Origin of the sequence: Kitasatospora sp. NPDC059327 (assembly GCF_042752535.1) — a bacterium.
In the GTDB taxonomy this organism is placed as follows: domain Bacteria; phylum Actinomycetota; class Actinomycetes; order Streptomycetales; family Streptomycetaceae; genus Kitasatospora.
In genome coordinates, this window is record NZ_JBHYYB010000083.1 from 12,983 (window position 1) to 31,805 (window position 18,823).

At 76.7% G+C, this 18,823-nt stretch carries 6 protein-coding genes; 5 read left to right on the plus strand and 1 reads right to left on the minus strand.

Translation table 11 applies throughout. The features are described 5' to 3' along the window. Positions 1 to 13: 13 nt before the first annotated feature. The 5 genes from ACFXHB_RS34330 to ACFXHB_RS34350 all read left to right on the plus strand — a co-directional run bounded on the left by ACFXHB_RS34330 (position 14) and on the right by ACFXHB_RS34350 (position 16,608). Positions 14 to 4,585, plus strand: a complete 4,572-nt coding sequence (locus ACFXHB_RS34330) for a hypothetical protein (protein WP_380579095.1) — start codon at positions 14 to 16, stop codon at positions 4,583 to 4,585. Then, complete coding sequence (locus ACFXHB_RS34335; RefSeq protein ID WP_380579097.1) at positions 4,585 to 7,140, plus strand: right-handed parallel beta-helix repeat-containing protein; 2,556 nt, start codon at positions 4,585 to 4,587, stop codon at positions 7,138 to 7,140. Before ACFXHB_RS34330 ends, ACFXHB_RS34335 begins: the two co-directional genes overlap by 1 nt. Before the next feature lie 135 nt (positions 7,141 to 7,275). Further along, a complete protein-coding gene (fxsT, locus tag ACFXHB_RS34340) occupies positions 7,276 to 14,244 on the plus strand; it encodes an FxSxx-COOH system tetratricopeptide repeat protein (RefSeq protein ID WP_380579099.1) in 6,969 nt (2,322 codons plus the stop codon). Between the two features lie 7 nt (positions 14,245 to 14,251). Then, entirely contained in the window at positions 14,252 to 15,523 is a 1,272-nt protein-coding gene (locus ACFXHB_RS34345; protein WP_380579101.1) for a CHAT domain-containing protein, read from the plus strand. After that, positions 15,520 to 16,608, plus strand: coding sequence for a hypothetical protein (locus ACFXHB_RS34350; protein WP_380579103.1), 1,089 nt, complete (start codon positions 15,520 to 15,522; stop codon positions 16,606 to 16,608). Before ACFXHB_RS34345 ends, ACFXHB_RS34350 begins: the two co-directional genes overlap by 4 nt. A gap of 56 nt (positions 16,609 to 16,664) precedes the next feature. On the opposite strand, the gene ACFXHB_RS34355 is transcribed toward ACFXHB_RS34350, so the two are convergent. Further along, positions 16,665 to 18,794, minus strand: coding sequence for a molybdopterin-dependent oxidoreductase (locus ACFXHB_RS34355; protein WP_380579105.1), 2,130 nt, complete (start codon positions 18,792 to 18,794; stop codon positions 16,665 to 16,667). Positions 18,795 to 18,823: the final 29 nt, after the last annotated feature.

Genomic DNA, 18,823 nt, shown 5'->3' on the forward strand with positions numbered 1-18,823 from the left:
CGGGACGGTGCGGTTGACCGACGCGGGGACGGGTCGTTCGGTGCGGTACGGCGCGGACGGGTTGCAGGTGGAGAGCGGGGTGGCGTTGGCGGACGTGGCCGGTGTTCGGGGTCTGCACTTCGTGACGGACGGGGTGCCGCACCGGTTGACGGATGTCGCGGGCGGTCCGACGGGTCTGAGCGTGGATCGGCTGGCGGGCGGTGGTTGGCGGGTGACCGATCCGCGGAGCGGGGTGTCGACCCGGTACACCCCGCAGGGCGGCCACGTCGAGCAGGGCATCGCGCTCACCGACGCCGCCGGCCTGCGCGGCACGCACTTCGCGGTGCCGCAGGGGGGTGGGCATGTGCTGACGGATTCGGCGGGTGCGCGGTTGCCGCAGCCGGTGACGACGTTGCCGGACGGGACGGTGCGGTTGACCGACGCGGGGACGGGTCGTTCGGTGCGGTACGGCGCGGACGGGTTGCAGGTGGAGAGCGGGGTGGCGTTGGCGGACGCGGCGGGTCTGCGCGGTCTGCACTTCGTGACCGACGGCGCTCCGCACCGCTTGACGGACGTCGCGGGCGGGCCGACCGGTCTGAGCGCGGACCAGCTGGCGGGCGGTGGTTGGCGGGTGACGGACCCGCACACCGGGGTGTCGACCCGGTACACGCCGCAGGGCGGCCACGTCGAGCAGGGCATCGCGCTCACCGACGCCGCCGGCCTGCGCGGCACGCACTTCGCCGTGCCGCAGGGCGGCGGCCACGTCCTGACCGACGCCGCCGGCGGCCCGCTGCCCGAGCGGGTGATCGCCCACCCGGGCGGCGGGTTCCGGGTCGAGCAGCCGCCCACCACGCCCGGCGGCGGCCTGCGCTACCAGCGGCACGGCGCGGACGGCACGCTGCACACCGACGGGCAGCAGCTGCTCGACAGCGCCGGCCGGCCGGTCGGCCACCTGGAGCGCCCGGTCGGACCGGTCCATCCGCTGGCCTACCAGTGGACGGACGCGGCCTTCCACCCGGACCCGCGGCTGGTCGTCACCCCGGAGGGCACCGGGTTCCGGGTCGTCGATCCGGCCGGCGGCTACCGGGTCTTCGACGACGCCGGGCGGCTGGCCGACGACGCGACCCGGCTGCACGGCCCCGGCGGCGCGCCGCTGAACGAGTGGGTGGTGGCGCACACCCCGCCCGGCGGCCCGCGCACCCTGGAGGTCGTGGACGCGGCCGGCACCCCGCTCCCGCACCTCACCGCCGTCGACCGGCCAGGCGGCGGCCACCAGGTCACCGACACCACCGCGGGCGGGGACTTCGTCCGGTACGGCGGGGACGGCGCACGGCTGGAGGCCGGCACCGCGCTGCGGGGGCCCGACGGCAACCCGAACCACACCTTCGCGGTGGTCCCCGAGCCCGGCCCCGGGGCCGCGGCCGGTCCGGGCCACCTGGAGGACGCGGCCGGCCTCCGGGTGCCGGAACGGACCGTCACGGTGCGCCCGGACGGCGGGCTGCAGGTGTCCTTCGACCGTCCCGGCGGTCCCCGGCACGGTGAGTTCACCGCCCACGCGCCGAACGGCGGCGCCGTCACCCACCAGGGCTTCAACGTGGTGGACGCCGGCCGCCGCACCGACCACCAGTACGTCATCGACCACACCGCCGCCGGGGGAGCCACCTGGCAGCGGTCCCCGCACCCGGCCGCGGCCACCCCGCCGCCGGCCGGCACCGGCGCGTTCCACCACGGCCGGGTGGAGATCACCGGCGGCGGCAGCCGGATCCGGCTGCTGTCCGCCACCTACGCGCCGGTGGAGGTGTTCGAACGGCGGATGCTGCCCGGCGGCGGGATCGTCGACGCCTTCCGGCGCACCGACACGCTCGCCTTCGGCGACCTCAACCGGCGCACCGGCTGGGCGCAGTGGGACGGTGCCGGGGGCCTGGCCGGCCACGGCACCCGCCGCTACGACACCTCCGGTTTCGGCTGGCGGGACGTCGACCACCGGGGCACCGCCGTCCACGAGTACCGCGACGGGCTGCAGAAGACCGGCGGCGTCGCCGGTCACACCTTCGCCGTCCGGGGCGCGGACCGGGCCTGGACCTGGCACCGCTTCGACGGCGCCGGGGCGGAGCTCGGGCACGGCCCGCGCACCCCGCACCGCGACGGCGGCTGGACGGACCGGCTCGGCGACGGCACCAACACCGTCGTGCAGAAGCAGTGGGGGATGGCGCACGGGCCGGGCAAGGCCGGCCACTTCCAGGAGTACACCTGGCGGGGCGGTGTCCAGCACACCTGGGAGCGGCAGTCGCCGCACGGCAAGGAGGTCGGCAAGCGCGAGGTCCTGGCCGACCACGGGGTGCTGACCACGACCCGGTGGTCCGAGCAGCGCCCGCCGATCTGGGTGCGCGACCGGTTGATCCACGCGGGCACCCCGCAGGGCCCCGTCCGTCACCTGGGCAGTGACACCCGTTTCCAGACCTTCCTCTGGGACAAGGCCGGCGGGGTGAACCCCGGCGGTGGCCTGCGCTACGTCGGTATGGACGGCGGTCTGGTCGACCTCGGCGCGGACGGCCGGTTCGTCCGCTCCACCGGGAAGCTGCACGGCGGGACCACGCTCAAGGTCGGCGACCACGCGGCCCCGCCCGCGCATCCGCCGACCAATGCCGCGCACATCCCCTGGGAGGAGCCCGGCCGCCGCGGCTACCGGGCCGAGCTGACCCCGCCGGCCGGCGCCGGGGCCGACCACCCGATCTGGCAGGACCGGTTCCTGGCACCGGGCGGCAACGACTGGCGGGTGGCCCGGGAGGGCTTCCCGGACGGCTCGGTGCGCGAGTACCGGGTGCCGCCGCGGGTCGACCCGGCGACCGGGCAGGTGCACGCCCGCTCGGCCGATCCCTGGGTGCAGCGCGACGCGCACGGCAACCTCACCGGCAGCCACGACAACTGGAGCGACGCGCAGGGCAACGTCGGCCGGATCACCGGCACCGGCCGGCCGGACTCGGCCGAGTGGCGCTGGACCGGCACCGACCACCTGGGCAACCGGATCTCCGGCCGACGGCTGGTGTTCCGCGGCTCCGACGACCCGCGGCTGCCCTGGGACGACTCCTTCCGGGACTTCGACGCCACCGGCGCGCTGGTGCGGGAGCGGAACATGCTCGACGGCGGCCGGTACGCCGACTCCTGGCGGGGCGTCGACCCGGTGGGCGGCGGGGAGCGCTGGTTCACCCGGAAGTACGGGCCGGACGGCACCGCCGTCGACTACGGGGCCGGGCAGCAGGTCCGCCGCTGGTGGAACGGCACCACCCGGACCTGGGAGGACCAGTGGCGGGCCGGCACCCGGCACTTCCGGGACGAGTTCCGCCCGGCCGGCGGCGGCCCGGCCCTGACCGTCCGCGAGGTGCCCCCGCACCTGGCGCTCGGCGACGGCCCGCTGCGGGTGCGCGAGTACGTGCCGGGCAACGGCGCACCGCACCCGGCCGGCGCGTGGAAGGAGTTCGACCACGGCGCGGTGGTCCGCGAGCGCAGGCCGCTCGGGGACGGCACCTTCCTGGAGAAGGACGCCTGGCGCGGGCAGTGGCGCCGCTACGACGGCAACGGCCGCATCGTGGCCCAGCGCACCGACAGCGGGCTGGTCTGGGAGACCGGCCCCGGCGGCGGGTTCCGGGTCACCGGCAACGAGTACGACTTCCGGGGCCCGCTCACCGAGATCCGCGGCTTCGGCCGGCGGATCCGTGAGGCCAACCGGCTGCCCTGGGGCGACTCGGTCGAGGTACGGGTGCCGCGGCTGCGCGACGCGCTGGACGGGGTGCCGGGTCTGCCGGCCGCGCAGCACGGGGTCGTGCCGCTCGGCGAGGCGCTCTACCAGCCGTACTGGAAGGTGCTGGCGAAGAAGGTCGCGCTGGAGTTCGGTCAGGAGTTCGTCCTGGAGTTCGCCGCCAACCTCGCCGTCAACGGCATCGTCGCGGCCGTCAACAACAAGCCGTTCACCGGCAAGGACGCGCTCAAGTCCTTCGCGAACGCGGCCGTCGGGGCCAGCGTCAAGAGCGTGGTCTCGACCGGGATGCACGAGCTGCGCGGCTCCGCGGTCGGCGGCCCGAAGTCGGTGCTGGGCAACGTGGACGGGGGCAAGCACGAGCTGCGCCGGCCCAACAACCACGACAAGAACTGGGCCAACGAGTGGGGAGGCAACGAGACGCCGACCCGCTGGCGCGGCGGCACCTACGACTTCTTCTACAACGCGGCGCTGGGCGGCGTGGTCGGCTGGGTCAACGGCTCGATGAACGCCGCCGTCTGGGGCGTCACCGGGGCGGACGGCAAGACCCACGTGCTGAGCGGGATGGACGCCTTCCTGGACGGCGGCATCGCGGGCCTGGCCGGACTGACCACGGCGAGCAGCGCGGCGCTCGCCAAGAACGCGGTGATCATAGGCGGCGGCAGCCGGTTGTTCCACCGGCAGGGCTTCGCCGAGTTCTGGATCCAGCTGCCGTTCAAGATCTTCGAGAAGTCGGTCACCTCGCTCTGGCTGACCAACGCCTACCGGTCGAGCATCAACCCGCCGTGGTACCGCGCCCCGGCCCCCGCACCCGTTCCCGCCCCCGTACCGCAGCAAGGACAACAGCCCTGATGCACCACCGGACACACCGGATCCTCGCCGTCGGCCCGCGCGGGCGCGGCGTCCACCGCCTGATCGCCGACGCCCTGGCGGCCGCCCTGCCCGGCGACACCGTGGTGGTCGCCCCCGGCCGCTACGAGGAGTCGCTGGACCTCCCGCGCCGGGTGGTGCTGGTCGCCGAGCAGGGCACCGGCACCGTCCTGCTGGTCGCCCCGCCCGGCGGCGGCCCCGCGCTCACCGTGCGGGGGCCGGACTGCCTGGTCCGCAGCCTGGACATCGAGGGCGCCGACCCCGGTGAGCCCGCCGTCACCGTCACCCCCGGCGCGGGACTGGTGCTGGACCACTGCACCGTCGGCGGCGGCCGGATCGAGGTCCGCGGGCCGGACGGCCCCGAACCGGGAGCGCGGACCGGCGACGGCGAGGAGGTCAGCTCGGCGGTGCTGCTGCGGGAGTGCCGGCTGCACGGCTCCCGGCTCGCCGCCCTGCGGCTGTCCGGCGGCGCCCGGGTCCGGGCCGAGTCCACCGTGATCGCCGACACCGACGGCACCGGAGCCGTCCTGTCCGGGACGGCCCGGCTGGACGCCGTCCGGCTCCGGCTGGAGTCCACCACCGGCTCCGGCATCCGGCTGCGCGGACGCTCCGGGCTCCGGCTCGCCGACTCCGTCCTGCACGGCACCGGCCGGGCCGGCCTGCTGCTGGAGGACGGCGCCGGGGCGGTCGTCGAGACCACCCGGATCGAGTCGGCCGGAGCGGCCGGCGTGCACGTCACCGGCTCGGCCTCGGCCCAACTCGTCGACTGCCGGATCCTGCGGGCCGCCGCCAGCGCCCTGGTCGTCCAGGACGACGGCCGGCTCTCCGCCGACGGCTGCACGGTCTCCGCCCCCGCCGCCAACGGCCTGCTGGCCACCGACCACGCGCGGGCCGAACTCGCCGACTGCCGGCTCGCGGACTGCGCGTTCAGCGCGGTCCACCTCTCCGGCGACAGCGCGGCCGCCCTCACCGGCTGCCGGGTGCGGGGCGGCGCCGAGCACGGCGTCCACCTGGCCGGGAAGGCGGACGCCGCCCTGACCGACTGCGCCGTCACCGGTGTCGCCATGACCGGTGTGGCGGTCACCGGCCACGCCCGTGCCACCGTCACCGGCTGCCGGATCGCCGCCGCCCACACCGGCGTCGCCGTCACCTCCCCGACCGGCTCCCGGATCGAGCACTCCACCGTCACCACGACCACCCGGGCCGGGCTGGAGATCGGCACCGGCGGCAGCGCCGTCCTGGTCGGCAACCGGGTCGCCGAGGCGGGCGCGGCCGGCCTGCTGCTGGACGCCGGCTCCGACGCCCGGGTCGAGGGCGGCTCGGTGGAGGGCAGCACCGGCTCCGGGGTGGTGGTGTGGACGGGAGCCCGGCCGGTCGTCGGCGGACTGCGGATCGAGGACACCGGCCGCAACGGCATCTACTTCGCCGAGGGTGCCGGTGGCGTGTTCACCTCCTGCGACGTGGTGCGCAGCCGCTTCCCCGCGCTGCACCTGGCCGACGGCGCCGCCCCCCGGCTGCGGCGCTGCCGGCTGCTCGACTGCGCCGAGGCGCTCGGCGGCGACCCCGGCGCGGCCCCCGTCTTCGAGCAGTGCGACCTCGGTGACCACCCCGGGCTCCCGCCGGCCCCCGCCGCCCCCGCGCTCCCGGCCCCCGCCGTCCCGGGCCCGCCCGGCGCCGCCGGGCCACCGGCCGCCGCCCCGGCCGGACCGTTCGACGAGACCGTGCCGGAGGAGAGCCTGGACGACCTGCTGGCCGAACTCGGCACGCTGGTCGGCCTGGAGCGGGTCAAGCACGACGTGCACTCCATGGTGAAGCTGATGCAGGCCGTCCGACTGCGCGAGGAGGCCGGGCTCCCCGCGCCGCCGCTCAGCCGCCACCTGGTCTTCGCCGGCAACCCCGGAACCGGCAAGACCACCGTCGCCCGGCTCTACGGACGGCTGTTGAAGGCCCTCGGACTGCTGCGCCGCGGCCACCTGGTCGAGGTGGACCGCAGCGCCCTGGTGGGCGAGTACGTCGGGCACACCGGACCGCGCACCGCCGCCGCGTTCACCCGGGCGCTCGGCGGCGTGCTCTTCATCGACGAGGCGTACTCCCTGGTGCCGGCGGCCGGCGGCGGCCACGACTTCGGGCTGGAGGCCGTCGCCACCCTGGTCAAGCTGATGGAGGACCACCGCGACGACGTGGTGGTGATCGCCGCCGGGTACCCGGCCGACATGGCCCGCTTCATCGCCTCCAACCCGGGGCTCTCCTCCCGCTTCACCCGCACCCTGGTCTTCGAGGACTACACCGCGCCCGACCTGGTCGCGATCGTCGACCACCAGGCCCGCGAGCACCGCTACGAACTCACCACCGACACCCGCCGGCGACTGCTGCGCCACTTCGAGACGATCCCGCGCGGCTCCGGCTTCGGCAACGGCCGCTCCGCCCGGCAGACCTTCCAGGAGATGACCGAACGCCAGGCCCAGCGGATGGCGGAACTCACCACCGCCCCCACCGCCGGCCAACTCACCGCCCTGGAGCCCGAGGACCTCCCGTAGGTCCGGCCCGCACCCCGCCCCCCGGCGGCACCGCGACCGCCCCGACGTGGGTGATTCCGGTGACAACGCGACCCCGTACCGCTACGGTGGGCGGCAGTCGATACCGGGGGGTAGGGCACCGAAGTGCAGATGTCCATGACGACGCATGTCCGGCCCGAGGGCAGGCCGGCGGACCATGAGGCATTCGAGCAGCGGCCCAGGCCGGCCTCGCCGACGTCGACCGGCGGCAACCCGCACACCGAGCAGCGCACGGTCGTGCTCCCGCCCGCGGCGGCCGCGGCGGCGCTCTCCGTCCGGGCGAGGCCGGGATCGCACAACCTGCCGCCCCGGCCCGCCGGCGAACTCGTCGGCCGGGACGCGGCGTTGCGGGTGATCGGCGCGGCGCTGGCGGACGGCGGCAGCCTGGTCACCCAGGCCACCACCCTGCACGGCCTCGGCGGTGTCGGGAAGACGGCCCTCGCCCTCCACTACGCCTACGCGCACGTGGCGGACCACCCGCTGGTCTGGTGGATCACCGCCGAGTCCGAGGAGCAGATCGGCGAGGCCTTCGCCGACCTCGCCGTCCACCTGTACCCGTCCTGGGCCCTGACCGCCCCGCCGAGCCAGCAGGCCGAGTGGGCACTGGCCTGGCTGCGCGCGCACCGCGGCTGGCTGCTGGTCTTCGACAACGCCGAGGACCCGGTCCACCTCACCCCCTACCTCGGCCGGCTGCTCGGCCACGGCCACCACATGGTCACCAGCCGGTGCGCGAGCGGCTGGCACCCGGGCATCCACCCGGTCCACATCGACGTCCTCGACCGGTGGCAGGCCGCCCGGCTGCTCTGCGACACGGCCCGTCCCGGGGTGAGCGTCGACGCGGCCGAGCGGGCCGAGGCCGGGGCCCTCGCCGAGGAACTCGGCAACCTCCCGCTCGCCCTGGCCCAGGCCGGCGCCTACATCCAGCAGACCGGTGTCACCTTCGGCGCCTACCGGGAGCTGCTGCGCACCGTCACTCCCGCCGACCCGGACGCCGCGCCCAGCGCCGTCGACACCGTCGCCCGGCTCTGGCACACCACCCTGCGCACCGTCCAGACCGGCGCCCCGTTCGCGGTCGACCTGCTGCGCACGCTCGCCTGGTACGCCCCGGAGGCCCTGCCGCGCGAGGCGCTGCTGCCGTTCGGCGCCCGGCGGGCCGCCGAAGTGGACTCCGCGCTGCGGCTGTTGGCCGACTACCACCTCATCACCCTCGGCCCGCAGACCGTCGCCGTGCACCGCCTGCTGCAGAGCGTCCTGCGCGGGTCCGACCGCGACCGCCGGGTCCGGGCCCGCGCGGAGGGCCATCTGGCCGGCGCGGTGGCCCGCCTCTGGCCGAGCTCGGACCTGCGGATCCGCCGGGCGCTGCTGCCCCACATCCGGGAACTGGCCGCCACCGGCCCCACCGAGCGGCCCACCCGGGAGACCGTCGAGCTCTACCGGCTGGCCGCCGAGGAGTTGACCGAGCGGGAGCAGCGGATCTTCGCCATCCCGCTGGTCACCGCCGTGGTCGACGGTCTGACCCGGCTGCTGGGCGCCGACCACCCCGACACCCTCGCCGGCCGGGGCCGGCTCGCCGAACTGCACGCCCGCGAGGGTGATCCGACCCGCGCTGTCGCCCTCGGCCGGGCCGTGGTCGCCGCGCGCGGCCGGGTGCGGGGCCCCGACCACCCCGCGGTACTCGGTGACCGCCACACCCTGGCCCACGCCCTGCGCAAGGCGGGGGAGCACGCGCTCGCGGTGGCGGAGTTCGAGGCCGTGGCGGCCGACCGGGTCCGGCTGCTCGGCGCCGACCACCCGGACACCCTGTCCACCCGGGCCGGGCTCGCCTACGCCCTCCAGGTGTCGGGACAACACCGCGCGGCGGTGCGGGAGTTCGAGGAGCTGTTGGCCGACCGGGCCCGGGTGCTCGGCGCCGACCACCCCGACGTCCTGTCCAGCCGCAACAGTCTCGCCTACGCCCAGCTGACCGTCGGCGAACACCGGCTGGCGCTGGCCCTCTACACCCAGGCCGTCACCGACCGGGCCCGGGTGCTCGGCGCCGACCACCCCGACACCCTCACCGGCCGCAGCTGGCTCGCCGCCGCCCACGCGGTGGCCGGTGACCACCCCGCGGCCGTGGCCGGCTACGAGGCGGTCGCCCGCGACCGCGCCCGCACCCAGGGCGCCGAGCACCCGCGGACCCTGGAGGCCCGCGGTCAACTGGCGGTGGCCCGGTCGGAGGCCGGCCGCCGGACCGTCGCGGTGCGCGAACTGCGGTCCCTGGCCACCGAGTACGTCCGCGTCCTGGGACCGGACCACCCGGACACCCTCGACGCCCGCTCCGGACTGGCCTGGGCCCACCGCGAGGCGGGGGAGCCCCGGCGGGCCGTCGAGCTCCACGAGGCCCTGGTCCGCGACCGGGTCCGGGTCCAGGGCCCCGAGCACCCGGACACCCTGGACGAACGCGCCGTCCTGGCGTACGCCAGGCAGGCGGCCGGGGCGTTCCGGGAGGCCGTCGCCGACCAGGACGGGATCGTCGCCGACCGCACCCGGGTCCAGGGCGCGGACCACCGCGACACCCTGGCGGCGCGCGCCGGCCTGGCCTGGGCCTGCCAGGAGGCCGGGGAACAGCGTCGCGCCGTCGACCTCTACGAGGCCCTGGTCACCGACCGTGCCCGGGTCCAGGGGCCCGACCACCCCGACACCCTGGAGGAGCGCGACAGCCTGGCCCGGGCCTGCCGCGAGGGCGGCGAACACCGGCGCGCCATCGAGCTGTGCGAGGCGCTGGCCACCGACCGCACCCGGATCCAGGGGGCCGACCACCGCGACACCCTGGAGGCGCGCTCCGGACTGGCCCGGGCCTGCCACGAGGCGGGGGAGCACCGGCGGGCCGTCGGGCTCTACGAGGCCCTGGTCCGCGACCGGGTCCGGGTCCAGGGCCCCGACCACCCGGTCACCCTCAACACCCGCTGGTGGCTGGCGACGGCCCACCGCGAGGCCGGCGAGCGGTCCCGGGCCGTCGAGTTGTTCGCCGCCCTGGTCGCCGACCGCACCCGGGTCCAGGGCGCGGACCACCCCGACACCCTGAACTCCCGCTGGTGGCACGCGTCGGCGTGCCGGGAGGCCGGGGAGCACCGCCGGGCCGTCGGCCTCTTCGAAGGTCTGCTCGCCGACCGGCTGCGGGTCCAGGGCCCCGACCACCCGGACACCCTCAACACCCGGGCCGGCCTGGCCTGGGCCTGCCGGACGGCCGGGGACCACGAGCGGGCCGTCGGGCTCTACGACGCCCTGCTCGCCGACCGGGTCCGGATCCAGGGCCCCGAGCACCCCGACACCCTCAACACCCGGGCCGGGATGGCCTGGGCCAGCGGCGAGGCGGGCGAGTACGACCGCGCCGTCGAGCTCTTCACCGCGCTGCTCGCCGACCGCACGCGCGTCCAGGGCGCGGACCGCCCGGGCACCCTGAACGCCGCCGCCGGTCTGGCCTGGGCGTACCGGGAGGCCGGGGCGTACGAGCGGTCCGTCGCGCTCTACGAGGCCCTGGTCGCGGACCGGCTGCGGGTCCAGGGCGCGGACCACCCGGACACCCTCAACACCCGGGCGAGTCTGGCCTGGGCGTACCGGGAGGCCGGGGACAGCCGTCGGGCCGTCGTGCTCTACGAAGCCCTGCTCGCCGACCGGCTGCGGCTCCAGGGCCCCGACCACCCCGACACCCTCAACACCCGCTGGCGGCAGGCGTCGGCGTACCGGGAGGCCGGCGAGTTCCGGCGTGCGGCCGCCCTGTTCACGGCGCTGGTGGCGGACCGGTCCCGGGTCCAGGGGCCGGACCACCCGGACACCCTGGGCGCGCGCTGGTGGCAGGCCTCGGCCCACCGCGACCTGGGGGAGTACCGGCGCGCGGCCGCCCTGTTCACGGCGCTGGTGGCGGACCGGTCCCGGGTCCAGGGCCCCGACCACCCGGACACCCTGGGCGCGCGCTGGTGGCAGGCCACCGCCCACCGCGAGGCCGGGGACCACCGGCGGGCGGTCGACCTCTTCACCGCGCTGGTCACCGATCGGGCCCGGGTGCACGGCCCCGAGCACCCGGAAACGCTGAACACCCGCGCGGGCCTGGCCGGGAGCTGCCGGGTGGCCGGCCAGTACCGCCGCGCCGCCGGGCTCCACGAGGAACTGATCGCGGACCTCACCCGGATCGAGGGCCCCGACCACCCCGAGACCCTGGAGGCCCGGGCCGGTCTGACCCGGGTCCACCGGGAGGCCGGCGAGCACGACCGGGCGGTCGAACTCGGCGCCGCGCTGGTCGCCGACCGGTCCCGGGTGCACGGCCCCGACCACCCCGAGACGCTGAACAGCCGCGCCGGCCTGGCCCGGTGCTGCTCGGCGGCCGGGCAGCACCGGCGGGCCGTCGAGCTCTACGAGGCCCTGGTCGCCGACCGGTCCCGGGTGCACGGCCCCGACCATCCGGACACGCTGGAGCAGCGTGCGGCCCTGGCCCGCGCCCACGACGCCGCCGGCGACAGCCGCCGCGCCCTCGACCTGTACGCGGCGCTGATCGCCGACCGCACCCGACTGCTCGGGCCCGACCACCCGGACACCCTCAACAGCCGCTGGTGGCAGGGCGTGACCCTGCACGAGGCCGGCGACTCCCGCCGCGCGATCGAACTCCTCGAAGCCCTGCTCACCGACTGGGCGCGCGCCGTCGGGCCGGACCACCCGGACGCCCTGAACACCCGCTCCCGCCTGATCGGGGCGTACGGCGTGCTGGGGGACCGGCAGCGCGCCGTCGAGCTCGGCGAGGCCCTGGTCGCCGACCGGGTGCGGATCCAGGGCCCGGACCACCCCGAGACCCTCAACGAGCGCGGACTGCTGGCCCACGCCCGCGAGGACGCGGGGCAGCTGCGCCGGGCGGTCGGGGACCGGGAGCGGCTGGCCGCCGACCGGTCCCGGGCGCAGGGCGCCGACCACCCGGACACCCTCGGTGCGCGCCACCGGCACGCCCTCGCGGTCCGCGAGGCCGGCGACCACCTGCGGGCGCTCGACCTGCACGCCGCCCTGTGGCGGGACCGCGACCGGGTGCAGGGGCCCGGCCACCCGGACACCCTCGCCGAACGCGGCGCCGTGGCCCGGGCCACCCGTGACGCGGGCGACCACGAGCGGGCGGTCGAACTCATCGAGGCGCTGGTCGTGGACCGGGCCCGGTTCCAGGGCGCGGACCACCCGGACACCCTCGCCGAGCGCGGCAGCCTCGCCCGCACCCACCGCGTCGCCGGCCGGCGTCGCCGCAGTGCCGCCGAGCGGGAGCGACTGGTCGCGGACCGGGTCCGGGTCCAGGGCGCCGACCACCCCGAGACCCTGGAGGAGCGGCACGGCCTCGCCCACGCCCTGCGGGCCGGGTGGGACTGCGCGGGTGCCGTGCGCGTCCTCGAAGCCCTGATCGCGGACCTCACCCGGGTCCTGGGCGCCGGACACCCCGAGACCCTGGACGCCCGGGACAGCCTGGCGCTCACCCTCGACGTGGCGGGGCGGTACAGCGAGTCGGCGGCGCACTACCGCGACCTGATCGCCACGGCGACCGCGGCGCTCGGCCCGGACCACCCCCAGGTGCTGGGGAGCCGGGGCTGCCTCGCCGACGTCCTCGGGCGGGCCGGCGAGTACCGGGCCGCCGTCGACGAGTGGTCCGCGGTGGCGGCCGACTGCGGCCGGCTGCTGGGCGCCACGCACCCCGACGTGTACGTGGCCGGGCAGCGGATCGCCCTCGCCTGTCACCTGGCCGGCGACACCCGGGCGGCGGTGAACCTGCTGGAGTCGCTCGCGGCGGGGGCGGCCGAATCCCTCGGCGCGAGCCACGACGTGACCCTCTCCGGCCGGGAGCTCCACGCCCTGCTGCTCGCCGAGGCCGGCCGCCCGCTACGGGCCGTCGTCCTGCTGGAGGAGCTCGTCGAGGACAGCGCGGCCGGTCACGGCGCGCGCCACACCGTCACGCTGACCATCCGCCAGAGCCTCGCCCTCGCCCGGCAGCGGGCCGGTGACCACGCCGGCGCGGTCCGGGTGTACGCGGAGATCGTCGCCGCCCGACTGCCGGTGGCCGGCCCCCACCCGCCCGGCCGGCCCGCGCTCCTCGCGGCCGGGCACCGGGAGAGCGACGAGCCCGTGCTGGCCGTCGGGAGCCGCTACCCCGGGGAGGTCGAGTTCCTCCCCACGCTGGTGGTCGGGCTGGCCGGGGCGCTCGCGGCGGCCGGGCGGCCGGGGCCGGCGGCGGACCTGCTGACCGCCGTCTGTACCGGTCGGGACGCCGTCATGGGCCCCGGTCACCCGCTGGCGGTCGAGAGCCGGACGGCGCTGGCCCAGTTGCGGCAGGGCGCCGTCGGGCCGCGGCCGGCGGCCTCGGCCCCGGCGTTGCCTTCCTCGGCCCCGGCGTTGCCTTCCTCGGCCCCGGCGTTGCCTTCCTCGGCCTCGGCCTCGGCCTCGGCCTCGGCCTCGGCGCCGGCATCGCCGGCCCTGCCCCCGGGTCCGTCCCCGTCCGCGGCCCTGCCGGCCCCGCCCCTGCCCCCGCCCCCGGCGCCGGCCCCGTCCGCGGCCCCCGCCGGCCGCCGCGGCCCCGAGGCTCCGGCGGCCGCCCCCGGGTCGGGACGGCCGGCCGCCCCGCCCCGGACCGGTGCGCCCTGGCAGCCCCGGATCACCCTGCTCGACGAGCCCGAGGCCGGCGCCCCGGCGCGGCTCGAACTGCGGCTGGAGCCGTTGGCGGAACAGGACGGCGCCGACCCCCGGCGGCTGCCGGACCTCCACCTGCTGGCGGCCGTCGCCTCCGACGCCGTGATCGACCCGCCGGTCACCACCTACCGGCCGGCCGGCGCGCCCGCCGCCTTCACGCTCACCCCGGCCGTGCCGGGGCCGCACCCGGTCCGGATCACCGTCTACGACCGCGGGCACGGCACCGCCCTCCAGGACCTGGAGGTCGTGGTGGACGTCGCCCCGGCCCCGTCGGCCGCGTGCCTGGGCCCGGGCGCGGGCCCGCGGCCAGGAGCGGAACCGGACCGGACCGAGGAACCGGACCGGAGCCACCGGCCGGGTGCGAGCCGCCAACCGAGCCAGGATCAGGACCAGGAGTAGATCGACCATGCCCCGGGACCTCCTCGTCGAGATCCAGCAGAACCCGTCCGCCGACTACACCGTGTTGCCGCGCACGCCCGGACCGGACGATCCGCCCGGCGCCCGGACGCCGGCCCCGCTGGATCTGGTGGTCGCCCTGCGGCGCCACCGCGACAACGTGCTGCACATCTCCGCGTACCGGCCGGGCCGGCCCTCGCCCCGCACCCGCGAGCACCAGGCCTATCTGACGATCACCGTGGCCGAGCTGCTCCGGATGGCCGCCCGGCTGCGCGGCATCTGGCGGGAGCGCCTGGTGGGCCACTGCGAGCTGGACGACGACGGGATGCCCGTCGACTACCCCTTCGCGGACGCCGTCGACGTGTCCCACCTGGCGCCGGCGGCGGAGCGGCAGATGGCCGAACTCGCCGAGGAGGGGCGCTATCTGTTCGAGAAGATGCTCAAGGGGGCGGACCCGAACCTGGTCGCGTTCCGCGCCTTCCTCAGCGGGGCGCTCGGCGAGCAGGGGCTGCGGGTCCGGTTCGACTCCGAGCTCCACCTGCCCTGGCCGATGCTCGCCGTGGACACCGGCTCCGGGGAGCCGTGGACGGACTTCCTCGGGCACCGGCACCAGATCGAGCAGACCGGCGCCGCCTACCCGGCCGTCCAGGCTCCCTACCCGCCCCGTGAACGGCCGGTGACCAGCCTCAACACCGACGACACGCTCGAACTCGTCGGCCGCGCGCCGGAGGTCCGCAAACTCCTGGAGGACCGCTCCCAGCTGACGGTCCGCACCGAGTCCACCGGTCTCCTGGAGGCGCTCTCCTGCGCGGTGCTCGACGAGGACCTCATGTACTTCTGGTGCCACGGCCAGTTCATCGAGAACGACTCCCCGCACGCCCAGCTCGCCGTCCGGCTCTCCGACGACCGGCCCATCGACGCCGACCTGGTGCGGCGCCACCGCGAACGCCACCGGGACCTGCCCGACGCCACCTTCAACCCGTTCGTGCTGCTCAACGCCTGTCACACCGGGCAGGCGGCGGCGGCCGAGCTGGAGCACCTGGGCCAGGCGCTGGTCGAGCTGGGGGCCGACGGCGTGCTCGGCCCGCAGATCGAGATCCCGCAGGTGTTCGCCTCCGAGTACGCCCTCGCCTTCCTCGACCTCTACCTCACCGGGGAGTCGACGGCGGGCGAGATCACCTGGGAACTGGTCCGGCGGTTCACCCGCGACTACCGCAACCCCCTCGCCCTCACCTACTCGCTGCACTGCGGGATCGACAGCATTCTGGAGCTCTCCTCATGACGGCCACCGTCCGCACCGCCCGCCGTGACCGGAACCGCCGCCGGCCGGCCCCGGCCACCGTCGTCCGGCCGGTGACGGTGGACCTCGACGAGCGGGGCCGCCTGCTCGTCCCGGGCACCCGCACCCCGGTGCCGGAGGCCCGGGTCGCCGAGCACCTCGCCCGGTACCTGAAGGTGCCGGCCCGGGCGACCGACCTCTACGTCTACGTCCACGGCTGGCAGACCGCGCCGGCGGCGGCCGACCGTTCGGCGGCCGCGCTGATCGCCCGCGCCGTCGACCTCCACCGGACGGCCCCGGTCGACTACCCGGGCCTGGAACGCGGCTACCGGCCCTGGTGCGTGGTGGTGCGCTGGCCGTCGTCCAGCGTTCCCTCGCCGGCCGGCTACCGCCGGATCCGCGACCGCGCGCACGCCATGAGCGCGCCCGGCCGGGGGCAGGCCGGCTACGTGCTCGGCCATCTGCTCGGCTACCTGGACGCGGGCCGCACCGACCCGGCCGACCCCGCCGTCCTGGCGAACCGGGCCGGCCAGTACCTCCACCTGGTCGGCCACTCCTTCGGCGGCCGGTTCCTCTGCGAGGCCGTCCAGCGCGCCGCCGACCGGCCCGCCGGCGGCCCCCGGGTGCTGAGCTGGAGCGCGGCCGCCGACCCCGCGCGGCCCTTCACCGCGGACAGCGCGCTGATCTTCCAGATGGCCGCGCCGCGCGACGCCTTCGACCGGCTCTTCCCCGACCTGTTCGCGGCGCCCGGCCGCTCCGGCGCACCGCTGCGCGGCCCGCTGGTGCTCACCCACTCCCGCTGGGACCGGGCGACCGGCTTCTGGCACCTGCGGGCCGAGGGGCGGCCCGGCATCGGCCACTCCGGCGTCGGGGTGGCACCCGTGCGCCAGTACAGCGCCACGCTGCGGCCGACCGGCTCGCCGTACACCCGGCAGACGCTGGACCACCCGCTGGTCAACATCGACGCCGGCGACGTCTACCGGGGCGGCCTCGCCACCCGGCTGATACCGGGCGCCGGGGCGCACTCCGACTTCCACCACCCCGAATCCGCGCACCTGCTGCTCAGCCTGGCCTCCCTCTCGCGCTGACCCGCGGGCCGGCTGACCCGCCGGCCCGCTGACCCGCCGGGTGGAGCCGGGGCCGGTCAGGCGCTCTGCCGGGCCGCCCGGGTGACGGTGCAGCGCAGGCCCCGGAAGGTGGACGAGCCCATCTCGGCGTTCTCGTCCTCGTTGGTGGTCAACAGGTTGACGTTGGCCTCCCGCCAGCCGCCGTCGGCGCCGCGCTCCGGGTACCACCAGGCGGCCGGGGCCATCACCACCTCGGGGGCGATCCGGTCGGTGAGCTGGACGCGCAGCCGGATGTGCCCGGTGGCGGTGGCGAGTTCGGCCCAGTCGCCGTCGGCCAGGCCCTCGCGGGCGGCGGCGTCGGGGTGCATCTCCAGCCGGGGTTCGGGCTCCTTGGAGCGCAGCGAGGGCAGATCGCGGAACTCGGAGTTGAAGTAGAACGGCGAGTGCGCCGAGGTGAGCAGGTAGGGGCCGTCCTCCGGTCCGCCGACCGGCGGGCCGGGGGTGGGCAGCGGCGGGTAGCCGAAGGCCCGCAGGGCGTCGCAGCGCAGCCCGACCTTGCCGCTGCGGGTGCCGAAGCCGCGGCTGCGGTACTTGTGGTACTCCAGGGTGGTGGCCCGGTAGTGGAGTTCGGCCAGCTGCCGCCAGTCCATGCCGATCGGCTCCAGCCGGGTGTCCAGGGAGTCCCGGGCATCGGGCCAGAAGTCGGCGGACAGGCCCAGCCGGTGGGCCAGCTCGGTGAGGATCCACTCGTCGGAGCGGGTGTCGCCGACCCGGGCGAAGGCCCGGCGGGCCGCCACGTAGTGGGCGTGCTCGACGATCTGGTCCCGCTCCAGCCAGCCGCCGACCGGGAGGACGATGTCGGCCATCGCGGCGGTGGGGGTGAGCCGCAGGTCGGCGACGGCGAGGAAGTCCAGCCGCTCCAGGGCCTGCCGGACGCGGTCGGAGTCGGCGTAGTTGAGCAGCAGGTTGCTGCCGTGCACCAGCATGGTGGTGACCGGGTGGGGCGCGGTGGGTTCGAGCACGGCGTCCCAGACCGAACCGGGGTGGGCCCAGCCGGACATCGCCAGGATGCGGTGCCTGCCGCCGCCGAGCCGCTTGGCGGCCTGCTCCGGCGCCAGCAGCTCGGCGCGCGGGAAGGACCGCCGGCCGTCGATGCCGGGCGGGTCCCACAGGACGTCGCCGCCGGGCGCGTCGAGGTTGCCGCAGATCGCCGAGAGCAGCAGGACGGCCCGGCAGGTGTGGAAGGAGTCACGGTGCTGCTGCGGACCGGTGCCGAGCTCGATCGCGGCGCTCGGCGCCGACGCGTAGGCGAGCGCGGCGGCCCTGATCCGCTCGGCGGGTATGCCGGTCCGCTCGGCGACCGACTCCGGTGTCCAGTCGGCGACGTGGGCGGCCAGGTCCTCGAAGCCGACGGTGTACTTCTCGACGAACGCGTGGTCGTAGGCGTCGGCCTCGATCACGGTGTGGATCATCGCCAGCGCCAGCGCGGCGTCCCCGCCCGGGCGGACCTGCAGGAACTGCTCGGCGCGGGCGGCCAGCGAGGTCCGTCGCGGGTCGACCACGATCATCCGGGTGCCGTCGCGGACGGCGGAGAGCAGCCGGGTACCGATCACGCCGTCCCCGTGGGTGAGCGCCTTGTTGGAGCCCCAGACCAGGACCAGGTCGGGCCGGCCCTCGTAGTCGCAGAAGGTGAAGCCGCCCGCGGTGAGGATGCCGGCCATCACCCGGGGATAGAAGCAGACGTGCGCCGGGCCGAGGACATTGGGCGTGCCGAAGCTGTTGGCGAAGCGGAAGAGCCACTCCTGGTAGTTGCGGTCGGTGCCCTGGGCCAGGACGACCGCCTCGGGGCCGTGCGCGGTCCGGGCCCGGTCGAGGGCGGCGGTGGTCCGGTCCAGGGCCTCGTCCCAGCCGATCGGGCGGAACTCGCCGCTGCCGCGCGGCCCGGTGCGCAGCAGCGGCGTGGTCAGCCGGTCGGGGTGGTTGAGGTGTTCCAGCGAGGCGCGGCCCTTGGCACAGAGGAAGCCGTGGTTGTTCGGGTTCTCCGGGTCGCCCTCGATGGCGGTGAGCCGGCCCTCGTCGACGGTGACGATGGCGCCGCAGCCGCCGTGGCACATCCGGCAGATCGTCCGGTGCCGGCCGTCCTCGGCGAGCACCTGGACGACCGGGAGCGGCCGGCGGTGCCGGTCGGCGGGACTTGGGGTGGTCATACGGGCCTCCGGACGGGCGTGGGCGGGAC